The organism is Streptomyces sp. NPDC020597 (assembly GCF_044335095.1).
Lineage (GTDB): Bacteria > Actinomycetota > Actinomycetes > Streptomycetales > Streptomycetaceae > Streptomyces.
In genome coordinates this window covers 416812-435285 of sequence record NZ_JBIRUL010000004.1, presented here as the reverse complement: position 1 = coordinate 435285, position 18474 = coordinate 416812, and the positions used below count along the sequence as shown (strand labels likewise).

Sequence of the window (18474 nt, the reverse complement as noted above, 5' to 3'; positions counted from 1 at the left end):
TCGTGGCGCAGAAGGTCGTGGTCACTCTCTTTGACGACATCGACGGCTCGGAAGCGGCGGAAACGATCGCCTTCGGGCTGGACGGCAAGTCGTACGAGATCGACCTGAATGAAGGCAATGCCGAGAAACTGCGTAAGGCGCTCGCGCCCTACGTGGACGCCGGCCGCAAGCGGTCGAGGTCCGGCAAGGCGTACAAGCAGACGGAGGTCGCCCCCGACCCCGCCGCCGTCCGCGCCTGGGCCCAGGCCAACAAGATGGACGTGCCGGCCCGCGGCCGCATCCCCAAGAAGGTCTACGAGGCGTTCGCCGACGCACAGTGAGCTCCGCCCCGAGTGCTGGGCCGACGGCAGGTCAGCCGCCCACGGCGGGAACCGACTTGCGCTGCACCCCTCCCGGTCAGCTAGAGTCTGGAGCACGCCGCCGGGCAAGGCCGAAAGGCCCAGCTCACGGAGTACACGCGGGTGTAGTTCAGTAGTAGAACATCCCCCTTCCAGGGGGAAGGCGCAGTGTGCAATTCCTGTCACCCGCTCTGCATCGCCGATCCGACCACTGCTGTGGATCAGGTAGGCTGGTGCTCGCGCCGATCGGTGAAAGCCGGTCGGAGGCAATGCGGACGTAGCTCAGTTGGTAGAGCGCAACCTTGCCAAGGTTGAGGTCGCGAGTTCGAGCCTCGTCGTCCGCTCCATCGAAAAGACCCCGATCCACTGGATCAGGGTCTTTTTCGTGCGTCCGTGCGTCCCACTGTCCATGCGTCCCGCGGTCCGTGTGCTCCAACCACCCGGAGTGCCTGGGCGCCGCAGGAGTCGTCCGTCGTCTGACATTTGTCATACGCACCGGTGACACCTCGCACTGCCGGGTCCTCCCCTCCGCGGGGACGCTCGGGACATGGACACACATGAGCACGTGATCGAGGTCACCGGCCTCCGGCGTGTGTACGGGGGCGAGTTCGAAGCGGTCCGTGGAATCTCCTTCCACGTGCGCCGCGGTGAGGTCTTCGCGCTGCTGGGCACCAACGGGGCCGGGAAGACGTCGACCGTCGAACTGCTGGAAGGGCTCGCGCCTCCGGACGGCGGCAGGGTCAGGGTCCTCGGGCACGACCCTTACACCGAACGGGCCGCCGTGCGGCCGCGCACCGGCGTGATGCTCCAGGAGGGCGGCTTCCCCTCCGAACTGACCGTCGCCGAGACCGCGCGGATGTGGGCCGGCTGCGTGAGCGGCGCCCGCCCGGCCGTGGAGGCGCTGGCACTCGTCGGACTCGCCGAACGGGCGGACGTCCGGGTCAAGCAGTTGTCCGGGGGCGAGCGGCGCCGCCTCGACCTGGCGCTCGCGCTGCTCGGCGAACCCGAAGTCCTGTTCCTCGACGAGCCGACGACCGGCCTGGACGCCGAGGGCCGGCGCGACACCTGGGACCTGGTGGGCGCTCTGCGCGACGCCGGCACGACGGTCCTGCTCACCACGCACTACCTGGAGGAGGCGGAGAACCTCGCCGACCGGCTGGCCATCCTGCACCGGGGCCGCATCGCCGTCTCCGGAACGCCCGCGGAGGTGACCGGAGCCCAGCCCTCCCGGATCGCCTTCGAGCTGCCCGAGGGGTACTTCGCAGGCGACCTGCCGCCGCTGGGGGAGCTCGGGGTGTCCGGCCACGAGGTCGAAGGTCGCGTCGTACGGCTGCACACACGGGAGTTGCAGCGGGCGGCGACCGGACTGCTGGTGTGGGCCGACCGGGCCGGAGTGCGACTGCGCGGGCTGGACGTGCGGTCGGCCTCGCTGGAGGAGGCGTTCCTCGGCATCGCCCGGCAGGCGTCGGACGACCCCGAGGGCGACGGGGGCGGGCGGGACGGCCGGGACGGCGCAGATGGTCGCGGTGCGAAGGCCACGGCACGAGGGGGGAGAACGGCATGAGCGGGGCGCGCGGGACCGGCGGAGCACGTCGTACGAGCGAGGCGGGCGGCATGAGCGGAGCACACGGAACGGGCAGAACAGACGGAACGGTTGAAATGAGCGGAACGAGGGGGGCCGTCCGCACGGGTGGGACGGGCGCGGCGGGCGGGACGGTGACGGAGGGCGCCGCCGGTCGGACGGCCGCGCGTGCGGTCACGACGCGCCCGGGCCGCATCGCCGCCCTCGGCCGGGCCGAGCTGACCCTTCTCGTGCGCAGCAGGAGCACACTCGCCCTGGCCCTGTTCGTGCCGCTCGTGCTGCCGGTCAGCCTCGCCTCGGCGGTCGACGGCATGGACGTGGCGGACGTCGGGCTCACCGCCGGCCTGGTCCTGCTGCCCGCCGCCATCGGGTTCTCCTTGCTGTTCGGGGTGTACCAGGCGCTGTCGTCCGTCTACACCGCCCGGCGCGAGGAGTTGGTGCTCAAGCGGCTGCGCACCGGCGAACTGCGGGACGCCGAGATCCTCGGCGGATCGGCGCTGCCGATCCTCGTCACGGGGCTGGCGCAGTCCCTCGTGCTGGTGGCCGGTTCCACCGTCCTGCTGGACGTACCGGCGCCGAAGGCGCCCCAGCTCGCCGTGCTCGGGCTGCTGTCGGGGCTCGTGATGTGCGCGGCGTTCGCGGCGCTCACGGCCGCCCTGACCCGGACCGTGGAGAGCGCCCAGGTGACCACGGCGCCGTTGGTGCTGGTGTCGATGGCCGGCTCCGGGATGGCCGTCCCGCTGGAACTGCTCCCCGACCGCCTCGCGTCCTTCTGTGAGCTGCTGCCGCTGTCTCCGGTGATCACACTGATCCGGGGCGGCTGGACCGGGAGCCTGTCCGCCCCCGAAGCCCTCGGGGCGCTGGCGACCGCCCTGGTCTGGACCCTGCTCGCGGTGTTTGCTGTACGGCGGTGGTTCCGGTGGGAGCCGAGGCGCTGAGGAGCGGTGGAACGGTGTTCGGCTGGATACGGGGGTGGCACGGACGCCACTGGCGCGAGCGCAGCAAGGCGGAGCGGGTCGAACTGCAGAGCGTGGTCACCTGGTACGTCACGACCTGGTTCTTCTCCCTGTCGTGGCTGGCGCTGCCGCTGGTGGGCTCCGTCGGCAGGCGGCCGCTGCCGCTGGCCCTCGGCGGGCTGCTGCTCCTCGGAGGCGCCCTGAGCTGCGTGGAGGCGAACCGGCGCACCCGGCCGGCGCTCGACCACTACCTGGGCCGAGCGGAGCTCCCGCCCCGCGAGCTGCGCCCCTCCGTCGTCCTGCTGGCCCTGGAGCTGGCGCTGATCCTCGCTCTCGCCGTGCAGGGCGGCGCCGACGCGGTGGCGGTCAGGCTGTTCATCGGCGCCGTGCTGCTGCCCGTCGGGCTCCTGTACGGGCTGGTCGTGCCCGTCCCGGTGTTCCTGCGGCGGTCTCTCGTGCTCTCCGTGGTGCTCATGGCCGCGTTCGCCTGGACCGAGCCGGACCTCGCCGGGATTTCGACGGTCGGGATGCTCACCGCGTTCGCAACGCTCTTCTCGCTGCTGGCCGGTCGCTGCGGCGCCTGGACCCTGTCCGTGCTCTGGGAGGCGGAGCGGGCCCGCGAGGTCGAGGCCCGGCTCGCCGTCGCCGAGGAGCGGCTGCGGTTCGGGCGGGATCTGCACGACGTCATGGGCCGGAACCTGGCGGTGATCGCCCTGAAGAGCGAGCTTGCCGTGCAGCTGGCCCGGCGCGGGCGGGCGGACGCCGTGGAGCAGATGATCGAGGTGCAGCGCATCGCGCAGGAGTCGCAGCGTGAGGTGCGTGACGTCGTCCGGGGCTACCGGGAGGCCGACCTCGGGGCCGAACTCACAGGAGCACAAGGGGTGTTGAGGGCGGCCGGGATCGCGTGCGAGGTGCACGGGGACGCCGGGGCGCTGCCCGCCGAGGTGCAGTCGGCGCTCGGCTGGGTGGTGCGGGAGAGTACGACGAACGTGCTGCGGCACGGGGCCGCGGAGCGGTGTTCGGTAGCCCTGCGGAGGACGGAGGGGTGCGTGGTGCTCACGGTGGAGAACGACGGCGCCCGGCCGGATCCGGTGCCGGATCCCGCGCCGGGCACGCAGCGGGGCGACACCGGCCGCGATGCCATGGGCCGGGGTGACACCGACCGGCACGACCCCGGACCGGGCGACGCCGTGCACAGCGGCGGCGGCACGGTGGCCGGCGGCGGGGGCCGGGGCGGGTCGGGGCTCGCCGGGCTGCGGGAGCGGCTGCTCAGGGTCGACGGGACGCTGCAGGCGGGGTTCGTCGGGACGGGCGGGTACCGGGTGGTCGCCCAGGTGCCACTGGACGGGGAGAGCGCTGTGAAAGAGGTCACTTCATGACGGTGCGGGTGCTGCTCGCCGACGACGAGCACCTCATCCGGGGCGCCCTGGCCGCGCTGCTCTCCCTGGAGGACGACCTGACGATCGTCGCCGAGGCGGCCACCGGGCCGGAGGCGCTGGCGATGGCCCGGGCCCACCGCCCGGACGTCGCCGTCCTGGATCTGCAGATGCCCGGCGCGGACGGTGTGAAGGTCGCCACATCCCTGCGCGCCGAACTGCCCGGCTGCCAGGCACTGATCGTCACCGGTCACGGACGGCCGGGGCATCTCAATCGGGCGCTCGCGGCAGGTGTGCGCGGGTTCGTCCCCAAGACGCTGAGCGCCCAACGGCTCGCGGAGATCATCCGCACGGTGCACGCCGGGAACCGTTACATCGACTCGGAGTTGGCCGCCGACGCGATCTCCGCCGGCGACTCGCCGCTGACCCCGCGCGAGGCGGAGGTGCTCGAACTCGCGGCCGACGGGGCTCCCGTCGCGGAGATCGCGGAGCGGGCCGCGCTGTCGCAGGGCACCGTGCGGAACTATCTGTCGTCGGCCGTCTCCAAGCTCGGGGCGGAGAACCGGCACGCCGCGGTGCGGCTCGCGCGGGAGCGGGGTTGGGTATAGTTGGCCTCGCGCCACGGCACGTTCACACCGGCGCACTGCGGACGTAGCTCAGTTGGTAGAGCGCAACCTTGCCAAGGTTGAGGTCGCGAGTTCGAGCCTCGTCGTCCGCTCCATCGAGAAGGCCCCGGTCATCGACCGGGGCCTTCTCCGTCACTCCCAGCCGACGCCGGTGAGGCGCTCGTAGGCCTCGACGTACTTCGCGCGGGTCGCGTCAACGATCCGCTGGGGAAGCGGCGGCGGGGGCTGCTCGCCATGCCGGTCCCAGCCGGACTCGGCGGAGGTCAGCCAGTCGCGCACGAACTGCTTGTCGTACGAGGGCTGCGCGCGGCCGGGCTGCCACTGGTCGGCCGGCCAGAAGCGGGACGAGTCCGGGGTCAGGACCTCGTCGGCGATGACCAGGTTCTCGCCCTCGAAGCCGAACTCGAACTTCGTGTCGGCGAGGATGACGCCCCGGTCCCGGGCGATGTCGCGGGCGCGGCCGTAGACGGCGAGGGTCGCCTGACGGAGCGCGGCGGCGGTGTCGGCGCCGACCTGACGGGCCACCTCCTCGTAGGAGACGTTCTCGTCGTGCTCGCCCACGGCCGCCTTGGTGGCCGGGGTGAAGATCGGGGCGGGCAGTTCGCTGCCGTCGACCAGGCCCTCGGGGAGGGCGAGCCCGCAGACCGTGCGCGACTCCCGGTACTCGGCAAGGCCCGAGCCGGTGAGGTAGCCGCGGGCCACGCACTCGACGGGGACCATCCGCAGCGACTTGCAGACCAGGGTGCGGCCGGCCCAGTCGGCGGGGGCGCCGGCGGGCAGTTCCGTGCTGAGGACGTGGTTCGGGACCAGGTCGGTGAGCTGGTCGAACCACCACAGGGAGAGCTGGGTCAGGATGCGGCCCTTGTCGGGGATCTCGGTCGGCAGCACCCAGTCGAAGGCGGACGTGCGGTCGCTGGCGACCATCACGAGGTCGCCCGCCTCGTTCTGGTACAGCTCGCGCACCTTGCCGGTGTGCAGATGCACCAGGCCCGGCACCTGGAGGGGCTCGGGCTTTTCTACGAATCCGGACACGGTTCCTCCCCGTGGTTCTGTCTCAGTGGCCTGATTGTCCCGTACATCGGGATCGACCGAGGACAGCGGGGTGGGCGAGCGGGAACAGCGGGGCGGGCGCGCGAGAACGGCAGCGTGGGCGTACGGGGACAGCGGGGTGGGTGCACGGGCGTCAGTCGCGTTTGCAGATGCGGTCCAGGAGGTTGGCCGTGGCGCGCTGGACGCGGGGATCGGCATGGCCGGGCCGGTCCAGGGCCGGGGACCAGGCGAAGGTGCCGGACGCGAAGACCAGGGCGCCGGAGGGGGCGCGGTAGAGGGAGGTCTCCTGATGACGCAGGACGCCCTCGCTGTCGCTGTACGGGGAGTGGGCGAGGAGGATGCGGTCCTCGTGGGGCGGCAGCGCGGTCCGCGGGAAGTACCGGTCGGCCTCACCCGCGACCAGGCGCTCGATTCCGTCGCCCTCGCCCGCCCCGGTCGCCTCCCACAGCCAGTGTCCGGCGTTGCGGACGATCAGCGGATGCGGCTCGGGCACGCGCCCCGCGTACTGGATGCCGATCAGCTGCTGCTCGGCCCGGTCGATCTCACGCCACAGCACGGGCCGCCCGGGCCCCCTGCGTTTGCGGCAGGTGAGCAGCCGCGCCGGGACGGCCGCCGGCGACGGGCCCAACTCGACCTGCCAGTAGAGGGAGTTGGCGGAGAGGAAGACCAGCGAGGTGCCGCTGTCGCGGGCGAGCTCCACGGTGCGGCGCATACGCGTCGACCAGTACTCGTCGTGGCCGGGGAAGACCAGGCCGCGGTAGCGGGTGGGGTCCACGGCGCCGACGTGCAGGTCGCGGGCGTCGGCGTAGGCGACGTCGTAGCCGTAGCGCTCCGCCCAGCGGATGAAGTCGTAGGCGTGGCCCACGTGCAGCGGGAGACCCGCGCCGGCGTACGGACGGTCGAAGGAGACCGTGGTCGCCGCGTCGGCCTCACCGAGGAGCCGCCCCTCGTCGTCCCACGCGTGGTAGAGGCTGGCGCCGGTGCGGCCGTCCTCGGGATACAGGTTGTAGGCCTGCCAGGTGACGTCCGGCAGGACCAGGAGCAGATCGGCGGGACGTCGGTCGCGGACCGTGAAGGGCACGTGCGACCGGTAGCCGTCGACGGTGGTGAGGACGGCGACGTACGCGCCGACGTTCCAGTACGACGGGACCTGCAGCCGCCAGGAGAGCCACCAGTGGTGGCAGGAGACCGTGCGGTCGGCGGTCAGCGGCGGAGGCTGGACGATCCCGGACAGACGCGGACTGGTGGTGATCTTGGCCGCGCCGTCGCCGTCGTAGTGGCCGATGCGGTAGACGTCGACGCTGAACTCCTGGGGCGGGTCGACCGTGATGTGGAAGTCGACGGCCTCGCCCGGGGCGACCGCGCCGGTGGAGACGAACCCCTTGATCTGCCGCCGGACGTCGTCGGCGGACCGGGGGGCGCCGGATCCTGGCGCGGTACGCGGGGCGGGGATGCGGGGACCGCCGGGTTTCTGGGCGGCGCCGGGGGCCGGGTTCGGGTCCACGTACCAGGGGACGACCTGACCGGTGTCGTCGAAGTACGTCTCGCTGCCCCGCAGCCAGGGGACGGGGCCCTGGCCGAAGGGGTCCGTCACGGCGTGGGCCAGCGCCCCCGACTCCCATCGGCGGATGTGCTTCGGTCCTGGTCCGGGTCCCATGGTGCTCCCCTCCCCTGTGCCCCGTGACGGCTGGTGACTCGTGTGGCGGCTGGTGACTCGTGGTGCCCTGTGACGACTCGTGGCGACGGGAGGCCGCTCATGCGCGGGTGAGCGCGGTGCGCGGCGCCAGGTGCCCGGCGGCGGCCGGCAGCCCGCCGCTCCGTCGTCGCCCGTCGGCCCGCGCCGGTCGCCCCCGCCGCACGCCCCTGCGGCTTGTCCTATGTCCCGCGCCCTTGCCATGGGCTCGTTCGATCCCAGCACATCACATAACGCGCGCAGACAGTCACGATTCGTTGCGGATTGGCCGAAAGTGGAAGAGGCTGCTCCGGTGGGGGACCGCCGGGCGGGGCGCTGGGCGCGTCTTCGCCCTCAACCCAGCCGCACCGGCTTCTCGGGGCGTATCCCCAGTTCCACCAGCCAGGTCCGCAAGGGGACCGCGTCGCCGTCCTCGACGAGGCTGAGGACGCGGGGAGCGAGGTCCGCCACCCGCTCGCCGTCGACCAGGAGGGTCGGGCCGTCCAGCCAGTCGAGGCCCGGGGTGGCGCCGACGGTGTCCATGGCCGCGCAGCACACCATCGCCGTCACGTGGTCGGCGAGCAGCTCCCGGTCGGTGCGCGGCGGCTGGAGGGGGAACAGGGGGAGCGCGTCGTCGTCCCAGAGGGCCGCGTCGGGCCCCTGCCCGGACGCCGGAGGGCCGACGGGAGCCGCGTCCGCGGTCGCCGCCTCCTCCTTGCCGACCTCGGCGCCGATGCGGGCGGCGAGGGCGGCGCTGCGCGGGTTGGAGGCCGGCGGCTCGTCGCCGTCGGGACCGGCCTCGGGCCGCGGGGCCGCGTCCACGGCCGGAACGGACCCGGGAGCGGAGCCGGCGGCTTCGGCGGCTGCGGCGCCGGGAAGCGGGCCGGGCGCGTCCGCCGACGGCAGCGCGGGGGACGGGTCCGCCGACGCGGGCGCGGGCGACGAGCGGAGGGTGTCCGCCCCGAAACGGCCGTCGGCCGAAGGAGTCCCCGTCGTCGCCGTGATCGCCGTGTCGGTGAGGTGGTCCAGAACGCGGGCCAGGGTGGGGCCGCCCGCGTGGGCGGCGGCCGTGGGGTCGGGGGCACGGCGGACTCCGAGGGCGTCCAGCACCCGGTGGAGACGGGCCGCGTCGGTGCGCCACTTACGGTCCACGACCTCGTCGGGGTAGTCGTCCCAGGCCACCGGCGACCAGTGCGGGCCGGACTCCGCGGGACCGCCGTGGAAGAGGCGGGCGGCGAGCAGCGACGCGGCCTCGTCGACCACGCCGGGTTCTTCCAGCAGGTCGCAGGCTGGACGCTCGCCGAGACGGGAGGCGAAGCCCTCGGCCAGCCGGTCGCGGCGGGACAGCTCGGTGAGGGCGGCCACGACGCCCGCGTCCAGCCGGGAGGGCCAGCGGCCCATCCGCCAGGCGGGCAGCGCCACGCGGGTGAGGAGGCGGTCCCAGCCCGCGTACGCCAGACCCACCTGCTCCTGGGCCACGATGCGCAGCCCGTAGTCCACAGCCTGTGCGCGCTCGGCGGCCGCTGCGGCCACCCCCCGCTCCATCTCGCCGGCGTGGACCTGGCAGCCGCGCAGCATCAACCGAGCGACCCAGCCGATCCCGGAACAGAAGGGGCGCAGGACCGCGCTCCGCCCGGCGCGCTCGGCGCAGACGGCCACCGCGGCGTCCAGCCCGCGCACGTACCGCCGGGCCGCGGCTATGTCGGGGTGGGCGGAGGGGCCCGTACCGGCCACCACCGGCGCCAGGACGGCCCGCAGCTCGCCCACCCGCATCCACCACAGGAACGGGGAGCCGATGACGAGTACCGGCGCCGTCGCTGTGCGGCGGCGCAGGGGGCCGGGGGAGCCGCCGGGGCCGGCTATCTCGTCGGCGCCGCGGGACGGCGGCGAGCCGTGGGCCCGGTGGGTGCGGTCCTCCAGCCAGCTGTCGCAGTCCGGCGTGAGGGCTATCGCGGAGGGCGCGGGGACGTCCAGCCGGTCGGCGAGGTCGCGGACCAGCCGGTACAGATCGGGGGCCGCCTGCTCGGCGACGGCGACCGTGGGGCTGACGGCGGGCCGGGCGCGGGCCACCACCAGCGCGACCACCCCGGCCGAGAGCAGGACGGCGACCGCGACGACGGACACCGCCCAGCGCACGGCGTCCCAGCCCGCGCCCACGAGATGCCCGGTGGCCCCGCCCACGAGCAGGATCACGGCGGCGGCCGCGGGCAACAGCGCGAGGGCGAGGGCGCGGCTGCGGATGCGCAGCACGGCCAGTGCCCGGGCGCGCGCCGCCCGCGCGCCCATCTCCACACCCATACCGGTCATGACCGGAGCTCACCCCCTCCCTGCAGTCCTGTGTCCCCCGGCTGTCTTCGCAGTGCTCACTCCCCCACTGTGGCACCCGCCACCGACATCGCAATGCCGGTGGGCCAAGTGCCGGAACGACGACCGGGACGCTTGCGCCGCACCCTAGTTGGCGCTCCGGCCCCCGTCAGCCGGATAGCACAGCGCTCACTCGATGGAATGGCTTTGGGGAAAGGTGTATGACGCAGGGCAACGATCAGGCCCCGGGTTCCACGGCCCCTCGATGAGGGGTTCCGTGGAGGCCCGGGGCCTGGATTCTGTCGGGAAGTCGCCTGGTGGGACGCGTGGGCCGCGTGGGCCGGAGACGCGTGGGCCGGGAACCGGGGGCGCGCGTAACGCCCGCTCGAGCCCGAGCGGGCGTTACGCGCCCGCCACCCGGGCGGCGATGTCCGTACGGTGCTGGGAGCCGTCGAGTCCGATGCGCGCGACCGCCCGGTACGCGCGCTCGCGCGCCTCGCCGAGATCGGCGCCGGACGCGGTGACGGACAGCACGCGCCCGCCCGCGCTGACGACCGCGTCGCCGTCCTGCCTGGTCCCGGCATGCAGCACGTACGCGTGTGGGGCGTCCTGGGCGGCCACCTCGGCGAGGCCGGTGACGGGGTCGCCGGTGCGCGGGGCTTCCGGGTAGTTGTGGGAGGCGATGACGACGGTGACGGCCGCGTCGTCGCTCCACCGCAAGGGCGGCAGATCAGCGAGGTCGCCGGTGGCGGCGGCCTTCAGGACACCGGCCAGCGGCGTCCTCAGACGGGCCAGGACGACCTGCGTCTCGGGGTCTCCGAAGCGGGCGTTGAACTCGATGACCCGGACGCCGCGGCCGGTGATCGCGAGGCCGGCGTAGAGCAGCCCGGAGAACGGGGTGCCACGACGGCGCATCTCGTCCACGGTCGGCTGCAGGACCGTCTCCAGGACCTCCTCGACCAGCTTCGGATCGGCCCAGGGCAGCGGCGAGTACGCGCCCATGCCGCCCGTGTTGGGACCCTCGTCGCCGTCGAGCGCTCGCTTGAAGTCCTGGGCGGGCTGGAGCGGGACGACGCTCACGCCGTCGGTGACCGCGAAGAGCGAGACCTCCGGGCCGTCCAGGAACTCCTCGATGACGACGCGGTCGCAGGCGGCCGCGTGCGCCGAGGCCGCCGCCAGGTCGTCGGTGACCACGACGCCCTTGCCTGCGGCCAGACCGTCGTCCTTGACGACGTACGGCGGGCCGAACGCGTCGAGCGCCTCGGCCACCTCTTCCGGGGTGGTGCAGACGTAGGAGCGGGCGGTCGGCACGCCGGCCGCAGCCATCACGTCCTTGGCGAACGCCTTGGAGCCCTCCAGCTGCGCGGCCTCCTTCGAGGGGCCGAAGACCGGGATGCCGGCCTCGCGCACGGCGTCGGCCACCCCGGCGACCAGGGGCGCCTCCGGGCCGACGACGACCAGTTCGGCGCCCAGCTCGACGGCCAGCGCCGACACGGCCCCGCCGTCCAGGGCGTCGACCTGGTGCAGCTCGGCGACCTCGGCGATGCCGGCGTTGCCGGGCGCGCAGTGCAGCGCGGTGACGGCGGGGTCGAGGGACAGTGAGCGGCACAGGGCGTGTTCGCGGGCGCCGCTGCCGATGACGAGGACGTTCACGGGGTCAGCCTAACGGGCGGAGCCCGCGGCTCCTTGTGCGGGCTTCCGAAGAACGGGGCGGCTCGGGCCTGTGCGTTCCTCCAGGAGCCAGGGCGGCGGCCCCCTACTCGTTGGTGAACTCCTCCACCACCGTCGCGCCCAGCTCGCGCACGATCAGTTCGTAACCGGAGAGGGCCGACTCGTTGAGGTCGGGGTCGTCGTCCTCCGGGATGTCGTCCTCGGGGGCCACCGGCTCGGGGACGGCGGGGCGGGCCGGCGCAGGTCTGGAGGCGTCGGCTGCGGGGGCCGCCGACCCGGGAGCGCCGGGAGAGGCCGCCTGGCGAGCGGGGCCGGCGGATGCGGACGCGGCCGGCGACCCGCTCGCGGCCATCGCCGACGGCCCGGCCGAACCGGCGGCGCCGTAGCCGCCCGGACCGCCGGAACCGCCGTGCCCACCGGCGTTGCCGTGACCGCCGTACCCACCCGGGGCTCCGCCCGCGGCACCGCCGCCTCCGCCGAACCCTCCGCCGAACCCTCCGGTGGACGGGGGCGCCGAACCGCCGGACGGGTCGACGACCGCGTCGATCTTCCACTGCACGTTGAACTGCTCGGACAGCGCCTGCCGCAGCACGTCCTCGCTGCCGCTGCTCGCGAAGTTGTCCCGGGCGCCGGCGCTGACGAAGCCGATCTGCAGCGTCGTGCCGTCGAAGCCGGCGACGTGGGCGTTCTGGCTGAGCAGGATCCAGGTGAACCGGCGGCGGTTCTTGACCGCGTCCAGGATGTTCGGCCAGAGCATCCGGGGGTCCGGGCCACCGGCGGGCGGCGCGTACCCGGCGGGCGCGGCGGCCGGTGCGGACGGCACGCCCTGCGCGGCCGCCGGAGCGGCCGGGCCGGGTGCCGCCGGTGCCGCCGGAGGCCGACCGCCGCCTCCTGCCGGCGCGGCCGTGGGCCAGCCGCCGGGCCGACGCCCGCTGCCCGCCGCGGTGGCGGTCGGCCAGGCGCCGGGGGCGGGCTGTGCGGGAGCCTCCTCCACGGGCGGCGCGGCCGTCTCCGGAGCCGCCGGCGGGGCGGCGGGCTGGACTGCGGGGGCAGGCGCGGCGGATGCGGCGGGCGGCGCGGACCGAACGGGCGTCGGCACATGCGCGCCGGGCCCCTGCCCGGGCGCCTGCCCCGGGCCCTGCGGCTGTCCCGCCGCCTGCCCCTGGCCTCGTACGGCCGCACGGGCCGCCGCCGCCCCGCCGCCGTGCGCCTCCGGCCCCGGCACGTACCCCATGGCCGGCGTGGCGGACGGCGTCGGCGCCATCGCGGCCATCGGGGCCGCCTGCATGACGGGTGCGCCCTGCGCCGCCGCCTGCACCCCGCGCTCGATGCGGTCGAGGCGGGCCATGACCGATCGTTCGTCCCCATAGGCGGCGGGCAGCATCACGCGCGCGCAGATCAGCTCCAGCTGGAGACGGGGGGAGGTCGCTCCGCGCATCTCCGTGAGGCCCTCGTTGACGAGGTCGGCGGCCCGGCTCAGCTCGGCGGCGCCGAAGACCCCGGCCTGGGCCTGCATGCGCTCGATGACGTCGACCGGGGCGTCGATCAGCCCCTTCTCCGCCGCGTCCGGAACGGCGGCGAGGATGACGAGGTCCCGCAACCGCTCCAGCAGGTCGGCGACGAACCGCCGCGGATCGTTGCCCCCCTCGATGATCCGGTCCACGACCTCGAAGGCGGCGGCTCCGTCGCCGGTGGCGAAGGCCTCGACGACGGAGTCGAGCAGCGAGCTCTCCGTGTACCCGAGGAGGGAGGTCGCCATGGCGTACGTCACACCGGCGTCGTCCGCGCCGGCGAGCAGCTGGTCCATGACGGACATGGAGTCACGCACGGACCCGGCGCCGGAGCGCACGACGAGCGGCAGCACGCCGTCCTCGACGGGAATGCCCTCCTGCCCGCACACCTCGCCGAGGTACTCCCGCAGGGTCCCCGGCGGGACGAGCCGGAACGGATAGTGATGCGTACGCGACCGGATGGTCCCGATGACCTTCTCGGGCTCGGTGGTGGCGAAGATGAACTTCAGATGCTCCGGCGGCTCCTCGACGACCTTGAGCAGCGCGTTGAAGCCGGCCGACGTGACCATGTGGGCCTCGTCGATGATGTAGATCTTGTAGCGGCTGCGGGCTGGCCCGAAGAACGCCTTCTCCCGCAGGTCACGCGCGTCGTCCACGCCTCCGTGCGAAGCGGCGTCGATCTCGATGACGTCGATGGATCCCGGCCCGTTCCTCGCCAGGTCCTTGCAGGACTCGCACTCCCCGCACGGGGTCGGCGTGGGTCCCTGCTCACAGTTCAGACACCTGGCCAGGATCCGCGCGCTGGTGGTCTTCCCGCACCCACGCGGCCCGCTGAACAGGTACGCGTGATTGACCCGGTTGTTCCGCAGCGCCTGCTGCAGCGGGTCGGTGACATGCTCCTGCCCGATGACCTCGGCGAACGACTCCGGGCGATAGCGGCGGTACAGCGCGAGGGAAGACACGCATACGAGGTTATAGGCGACCACCGACATCGGTCCCACGCCCAGTCCCGCCGCCCACCCGGCCCGGGCCCGGCCCGGCCCCGGGAACGCAAGCGCCCCCCACGCACCCGCCAGAGCCGACCTACCCTTGCTGCCTTCCGGCCCTGGGGGAGTTCAGTCAGATAGCGCCGCGTGAGGGGCTCCGCACAGGCTACAGGATCCGAGCGGGGGGAACGAGTTCGCGAGCACTCCTCAACGTCTTGTATTGTTTGCCGCGGAGGATTCGCCTAGTGGCCTAGGGCGCACGCTTGGAAAGCGTGTTGGGTTCACACCCTCACGAGTTCGAATCTCGTATCCTCCGCCAGTGCCTCACCGGGCACGATGTCGAAGGGCCCCACCGCAAGGTGGGGCCCTTCGTCGTTGCCCTCAGACCGGCGGGTCGACTCCGGCACGGCGTGAGGGTGGTACGAGGTCAGTGGAAGCAGAGCGCTGCGACGAGTGCGGCAGCAAGATCATCATCGGGCTCGGGTGCGAATGCCCGCCAAGCTCGTCCTCGTCGGCGTCAGCCGTCCCGCGTTCGACGAGCACGCTCGCGAAGACGGAGTGGCGTGCTCACCCGGAGGACACGATCCTGATCTCCCCGGCCCAGTGCGCGCACAGGCCGGGATGGTGCGACCACATGAGCGAGGACGACGTACGGCCGCCGCGCTGGGGATGGATCCCGAATCCTCCGTCCGGGCTCTGGGATCGGTTGAGCAGCGCCTGTCCGGCGACCGCCACCGCGGGCAATCCGAGGCGGCGGGCCGTCCGGCGGTGCGCCACCTGTGAGGCGAACCTCGCACAGGGCTGACCTCGTGCCGCGACAACGCTCCGTCCTCACTCGGCGGGCCGACGTACTCCGCGGCGGCCGCCTCTGCCGCGACGCTCACGGCGTGGCCGACACGACATCGCGCGCACCGGACGGCCCGGCCCTGCCCCGGAGAACGATTGCGGGTCGGCGCGCAGGCCGGGCGAGACGATCTCGCCGCCACGATCCGGGCCGTGATGCGGGTGTTCACGGGGTGCGTTCGGCGAGGAGGGTGAGTTCGTCGAGGAAGGCCTCGGCCAGCAGGTCGGCGTCCTGGCTGCCCGAGTTGGTGGCGACGCTCAGCGTGTGACCCCGGGTGCAGCCGCCCAGCGCGAAGGTGGCCGTGTCGGCCGGGGGCACCATGGGGACGATGGTCAGGCGGCGCAACGGTCGTCCGGCCAGGGTCTGGCCCTGTTCGCGCAGGTGGACGTAGGAGCAGGCGGCCGGTGCGTACGAGGGCGCGAAGATCTTCCCGCCGGCCAGGGCCATGGTCGCCCCGGGCACCGCGGCGAGCGTGCCCTCGAACAGCTTCTCGGAGGTGCGGCGGGGCCGGGTGACGGGGGTCAGCAGACCGGTGCACGCGGTCAGCCGGGCCGCGGGGTCGGACAGGGTCACCGGCGCGGGCACGCGGACGTTGGCGAACGCGTTGCCCAGGAACTCACCGCAGTCGTCGGGGCGTTCGTCGACCGGGACCGACAGCCAGACCTGCCCCGGCTCCCGCCCCGGCTCTCTGCCCCGGCCCCGGTCGCCGCCGGAAACCGTCCCGGTGGCGGGTGGGGCGGCTTCCGCGGCGGTCAGGCACGAGCGCAGGACGCCCGAGACCGTCGCGAGGAACACCTCGTTGGTGGTCGCCGTGCGGGCGGACGCGGCCTCGCGCGCGGCCCGCAGCACGTCGGTCCGCAGTCGCACGACCGTGTAGGCCGGCTCCCGCGTCCCCCGGTGCGGCAGGGGGACCGCGCGTCCCGCGGTGAGCAGCCCCGGCGGGGCCCCAGCGCTCGGCGCCGGCCGGACCGTCCGTCGCCGGGGGCCCGGCACCGCCAGGGAGGCGGCGCCGTCGAGCGGGCCGCCGTCGTCGAACAGGGCCCGCAGCAGGGTCGTCAGCGAACGGCCGTCGAGCAGGCTGTGGTGCATCCGGAAGAGGAGGGAGAACTCCCCCTCGGCGGAGCCGCGCAGCAGGTGCAGGCTCCACGGCGGCCGGTCGGCGGGGAACGGCGTGTGGAACCACAGCCGTACGGCGTCCCGCAGGGTGCCGTCCGCCTCGTCGACCTGCCGGCCCAGGTCGTGTCCGTCGCGTCGCGCCCAGCGATGCCGGCCGGTCCACCAGGCGAGGCCCGTCCGGGGGCCGCCGGGGGCGACGAGGGTCTGGGTGAGCCGGGGCAGCGCCTTCCAGCGGTCGCCGACCAGCGCCCGCAGCTCCTCCAGCGCGGGCGGGACGCCCGTGAAGTCCAGGGCGATCCCGGCGTTGGGCGGGCCGAACGGCCAGCGGGCCATGCCCTCTTCCATCAAGGGCAGATGCGATCCGGGCATGAGACTGCTCCTGTCGTGGGCGTCCCTGGCGGGGGCCGCCCCGCGCGGGGCGGCCATCGGAGGACGAGGTCCTGTCCCTCCAACGGCCGATCCGGGCGGCGGTCACGTCCTGCGGGCCCCGCGGGTGTCAACGCACGGCCGTGACGGCTCCCTGATGGGGTGACACTGCCGCAGGTTTGCGGACGCGGACCGCGTCGGAGCGCCTTTAATCGGGACTCCGCGTCCGCCTTCGGACGCCCCGTTCCCGTCCACCGCACCGGCCTCGCGCCGGACAGGAGTCGTCTGTCGTGCCTGGTCCTCAACCGCACCCCGCGCACATCGCCGTGTTCAACGTTCCGATGCACGGGCACGTCAATCCGACGCTGGGGGTCGTCGAGGAGCTCGTACGACGGGGGCATCGGGTGACCTACGCCGTCACCGAGGAGTTCGTGCACCAGGTGAAGGCGGCGGGCGCCGAGCCCGTGCTCTACCCGGACGCGGGGGACGGCTCGGAGGCGCCGGAGGAGATGGGCGAGGGCTTCGCCCGGGTCGTCGACACGGCGCTGGCCTCACTGCCCACCCTGAGCCGGGCGTTCGACCGGGATCGTCCGGACCTGGTGCTGTGCGACGTCTACGCCTTCGCCGGACTGCTGCTGGGGGCGAGCCGGCAGACACCCGTCGTCGTGGCGTCCCCGACCCATCTGGCCTACGACGGCATCGTCCCCGAGTTCTTCGGCGTACCCGGGCTGCCGCAGATCCCGGGCTTCGGGAAACTCACCGCCGCCTTCGCGGAACACGGGGTGGACAGTGCGCGGATCCTCGAACTCGTGCACCCCGAGCACGCCGTCGCTTTCTTCCCCCGCGCCTTCCAGCGCAGGGCGGACACCGTCGCGGCGCGTGATGTCGCGTACGTCGGGCCCGCGCTCGGGGACCGCTCCTACCAGGGTTCCTGGCAGCCCCCGCGGCCGGACCTGCCGGTCCTGCTGGTGTCGCTGGGCTCCCAGTTCACCCGCCGGCCCGACTTCTACCGGTCCTGCGTGCAGGCCTTCGCGGAGCTGCCCTGGCATGTGGTGATGTCCGTCGGCCACGCCGTCGCGCCGGACGAGCTGGGGCCGCTCCCCGACACCGTCGAAGTCCATCAGCATGTGCCCCAGCTGGCTGTGCTGGCCCACGCGGACGCCTTCGTCACCCACGCCGGGATGGGCGGCACGATGGAGGCGCTGCACTACGGCGTGCCGCTGGTGGCGGTGCCGCAGATGGCCGAGCAGCGGGTCAACGCGGCCCGGATCGAACAGCTCCGGCTCGGCGTCCATCTGCCGCGCGAGACCGTCACGCCCGAGGCGCTGCGCGAGGCCGTCCTGCGGGTGTCGTCCGACCGGGACATCCGCGCGGGCGTGGCCGCCATGCGCCGGGAGATCACGCAGGCCGGTGGCGCGGGCGCCGCGGCCGACCTGATCGAGCGGGCCCTGTAGACCGCAGTCACCGGGGCCCGCCGCCAAGAGGGCCCGCCGTCCCGGCAGCCGCGGCGCCGGGACCACACACCGGCCCGGGAGGCCGGGACCCTGTTCCGAGGAGCGACCCCTTGATCCACACCCTGGCGTCCGACGTCCGCCGCACGAGCACCGCGCGCCCGCCCCACGACGCGCCGGACCGTCGGCCGCACCTCTATCTCCGTCAGGTACGTATGAGCGACCTGGACTCCATGCAGCACGTGAACAACGCACGACTGCTCGAGATGATCCAGGACGCGCACATCGACCTGTTCTACCTGCGCCCCGGGCTGCCCGGGCAGGAGATCCGCCCGCGGTTCGTGTACGCACGCCACGAGCTCGACTACACCGAGCCGCTCGTGCTGGAGCCCGAGCCGGTCACCATCGTCACGACCATCGGCGACCTGCGCCGCTCGTCCTTCCGGGTCACCAGCCGCGTCACCCGAGACGCCCGCGTGTTCTGCACCTGCGTCAGCACGGCCGTCGCGTACGACCCCGACGCCCGCTGCTCGCGCCGTCTCGAGGAAGAGGAACTCGCCCTCGCGGCCCGCCACGCCACCGCCGAGCCGGGACGCTGACCTCTGATGCGCCCCGGGACGGCGTC

General features: G+C 73.8%; 14 protein-coding genes, 4 tRNA genes and 1 other RNA gene. 11 read left to right on the top strand and 8 right to left on the bottom strand.

The features are described 5' to 3' along the window. Window positions 1–2: 2 nt before the first annotated feature. The 8 genes from ACH4ZA_RS10620 to ACH4ZA_RS10585 all read left to right on the top strand — a co-directional run bounded on the left by ACH4ZA_RS10620 (window position 3) and on the right by ACH4ZA_RS10585 (window position 4973). Complete coding sequence (locus ACH4ZA_RS10620) at window positions 3–320, top strand: Lsr2 family protein (protein WP_057576350.1); 318 nt, start codon at window positions 3–5, stop codon at window positions 318–320. Window positions 321–457: 137 nt separating this feature from the next. Then, window positions 458–529 (top strand) — tRNA-Gly (locus tag ACH4ZA_RS10615). An 80-nt stretch (window positions 530–609) separates the two neighbouring features. Next, window positions 610–685 (top strand) — tRNA-Gly (locus ACH4ZA_RS10610). A 200-nt stretch (window positions 686–885) separates the two neighbouring features. Beyond that, on the top strand, window positions 886–1902 hold the full coding sequence (locus tag ACH4ZA_RS10605; RefSeq protein WP_398428853.1) for an ABC transporter ATP-binding protein: 1017 nt from the start codon (window positions 886–888) through the stop codon (window positions 1900–1902). A gap of 95 nt (window positions 1903–1997) precedes the next feature. After that, complete coding sequence (locus ACH4ZA_RS10600) at window positions 1998–2858, top strand: ABC transporter permease (RefSeq protein WP_398428851.1); 861 nt, start codon at window positions 1998–2000, stop codon at window positions 2856–2858. Between the two features lie 14 nt (window positions 2859–2872). Next, on the top strand, window positions 2873–4255 hold the full coding sequence (locus tag ACH4ZA_RS10595) for a sensor histidine kinase (RefSeq protein ID WP_398428849.1): 1383 nt from the start codon (window positions 2873–2875) through the stop codon (window positions 4253–4255). After that, window positions 4252–4860: a response regulator transcription factor gene (locus ACH4ZA_RS10590; protein WP_319281310.1), complete on the top strand. Its 609-nt coding sequence runs from the start codon at window positions 4252–4254 to the stop codon at window positions 4858–4860. The genes ACH4ZA_RS10595 and ACH4ZA_RS10590 overlap by 4 nt, the downstream gene beginning before the upstream one ends. A gap of 37 nt (window positions 4861–4897) precedes the next feature. Next, window positions 4898–4973: transfer RNA gene (locus tag ACH4ZA_RS10585), tRNA-Gly, on the top strand. A gap of 37 nt (window positions 4974–5010) precedes the next feature. On the opposite strand, the gene ACH4ZA_RS10580 is transcribed toward ACH4ZA_RS10585, so the two are convergent. The 6 genes from ACH4ZA_RS10580 to ffs form a co-directional block, all read right to left on the bottom strand. After that, window positions 5011–5910, bottom strand: coding sequence for a phosphoribosylaminoimidazolesuccinocarboxamide synthase (locus tag ACH4ZA_RS10580; protein ID WP_319281307.1), 900 nt, complete (start codon window positions 5908–5910; stop codon window positions 5011–5013). A gap of 151 nt (window positions 5911–6061) precedes the next feature. Further along, on the bottom strand, window positions 6062–7585 hold the full coding sequence (locus tag ACH4ZA_RS10575; protein WP_398428848.1) for a N,N-dimethylformamidase beta subunit family domain-containing protein: 1524 nt from the start codon (window positions 7583–7585) through the stop codon (window positions 6062–6064). 369 nt (window positions 7586–7954) lie between these two features. Beyond that, complete coding sequence (locus ACH4ZA_RS10570) at window positions 7955–9907, bottom strand: hypothetical protein (protein WP_398428847.1); 1953 nt, start codon at window positions 9905–9907, stop codon at window positions 7955–7957. Window positions 9908–10306: 399 nt separating this feature from the next. After that, window positions 10307–11557, bottom strand: coding sequence for a phosphoribosylamine--glycine ligase (gene purD, locus ACH4ZA_RS10565; protein WP_319281302.1), 1251 nt, complete (start codon window positions 11555–11557; stop codon window positions 10307–10309). A gap of 103 nt (window positions 11558–11660) precedes the next feature. Continuing rightward, window positions 11661–14048 (bottom strand): DNA polymerase III subunit gamma and tau, encoded by a 2388-nt coding sequence (locus ACH4ZA_RS10560; RefSeq protein WP_398428846.1) that lies wholly within the window; start codon window positions 14046–14048, stop codon window positions 11661–11663. Between the two features lie 85 nt (window positions 14049–14133). Next, window positions 14134–14232, bottom strand: an RNA gene (gene ffs, locus ACH4ZA_RS10555) — signal recognition particle sRNA small type. 71 nt (window positions 14233–14303) lie between these two features. Here ffs and ACH4ZA_RS10550 point away from each other — a divergent pair. Next, a tRNA-Ser gene (locus tag ACH4ZA_RS10550) sits at window positions 14304–14391 on the top strand. Window positions 14392–14639: 248 nt separating this feature from the next. On the opposite strand, the gene ACH4ZA_RS10545 is transcribed toward ACH4ZA_RS10550, so the two are convergent. After that, a complete protein-coding gene (locus ACH4ZA_RS10545) occupies window positions 14640–14849 on the bottom strand; it encodes a hypothetical protein (RefSeq protein WP_398428845.1) in 210 nt (69 codons plus the stop codon). Between the two features lie 232 nt (window positions 14850–15081). Beyond that, the gene (locus tag ACH4ZA_RS10540) at window positions 15082–16401 is read right to left on the bottom strand and encodes a wax ester/triacylglycerol synthase domain-containing protein (RefSeq protein ID WP_398428844.1); all 1320 of its coding nucleotides are present in this window, start codon (window positions 16399–16401) and stop codon (window positions 15082–15084) included. 287 nt (window positions 16402–16688) lie between these two features. Between ACH4ZA_RS10540 and ACH4ZA_RS10535 the strand changes: the two genes are divergently transcribed. Then, window positions 16689–17852, top strand: a complete 1164-nt coding sequence (locus ACH4ZA_RS10535) for a macrolide family glycosyltransferase (protein ID WP_398428843.1) — start codon at window positions 16689–16691, stop codon at window positions 17850–17852. Window positions 17853–17962: 110 nt separating this feature from the next. Further along, window positions 17963–18448 (top strand): acyl-CoA thioesterase, encoded by a 486-nt coding sequence (locus ACH4ZA_RS10530; protein WP_319279598.1) that lies wholly within the window; start codon window positions 17963–17965, stop codon window positions 18446–18448. Window positions 18449–18474 lie beyond the last annotated feature (26 nt).

What these genes read in the sequence shown, in the direction of transcription:
- ACH4ZA_RS10605 (WP_398428853.1), top strand. Translation starts at nt 886, where the DNA reads ATGGACACACATGAGCACGTGATCGAGGTCACCGGCCTCCGGCGTGTG.
- ACH4ZA_RS10600 (WP_398428851.1), top strand. Translation starts at nt 1,998, where the DNA reads ATGAGCGGAACGAGGGGGGCCGTCCGCACGGGTGGGACGGGCGCGGCG.
- ACH4ZA_RS10590 (WP_319281310.1), top strand. Translation starts at nt 4,252, where the DNA reads ATGACGGTGCGGGTGCTGCTCGCCGACGACGAGCACCTCATCCGGGGC.
- ACH4ZA_RS10575 (WP_398428848.1), bottom strand. Translation starts at nt 7,585, where the DNA reads ATGGGACCCGGACCAGGACCGAAGCACATCCGCCGATGGGAGTCGGGG.
- ACH4ZA_RS10570 (WP_398428847.1), bottom strand. Translation starts at nt 9,907, where the DNA reads ATGACCGGTATGGGTGTGGAGATGGGCGCGCGGGCGGCGCGCGCCCGG.
- ACH4ZA_RS10540 (WP_398428844.1), bottom strand. Translation starts at nt 16,401, where the DNA reads ATGCCCGGATCGCATCTGCCCTTGATGGAAGAGGGCATGGCCCGCTGG.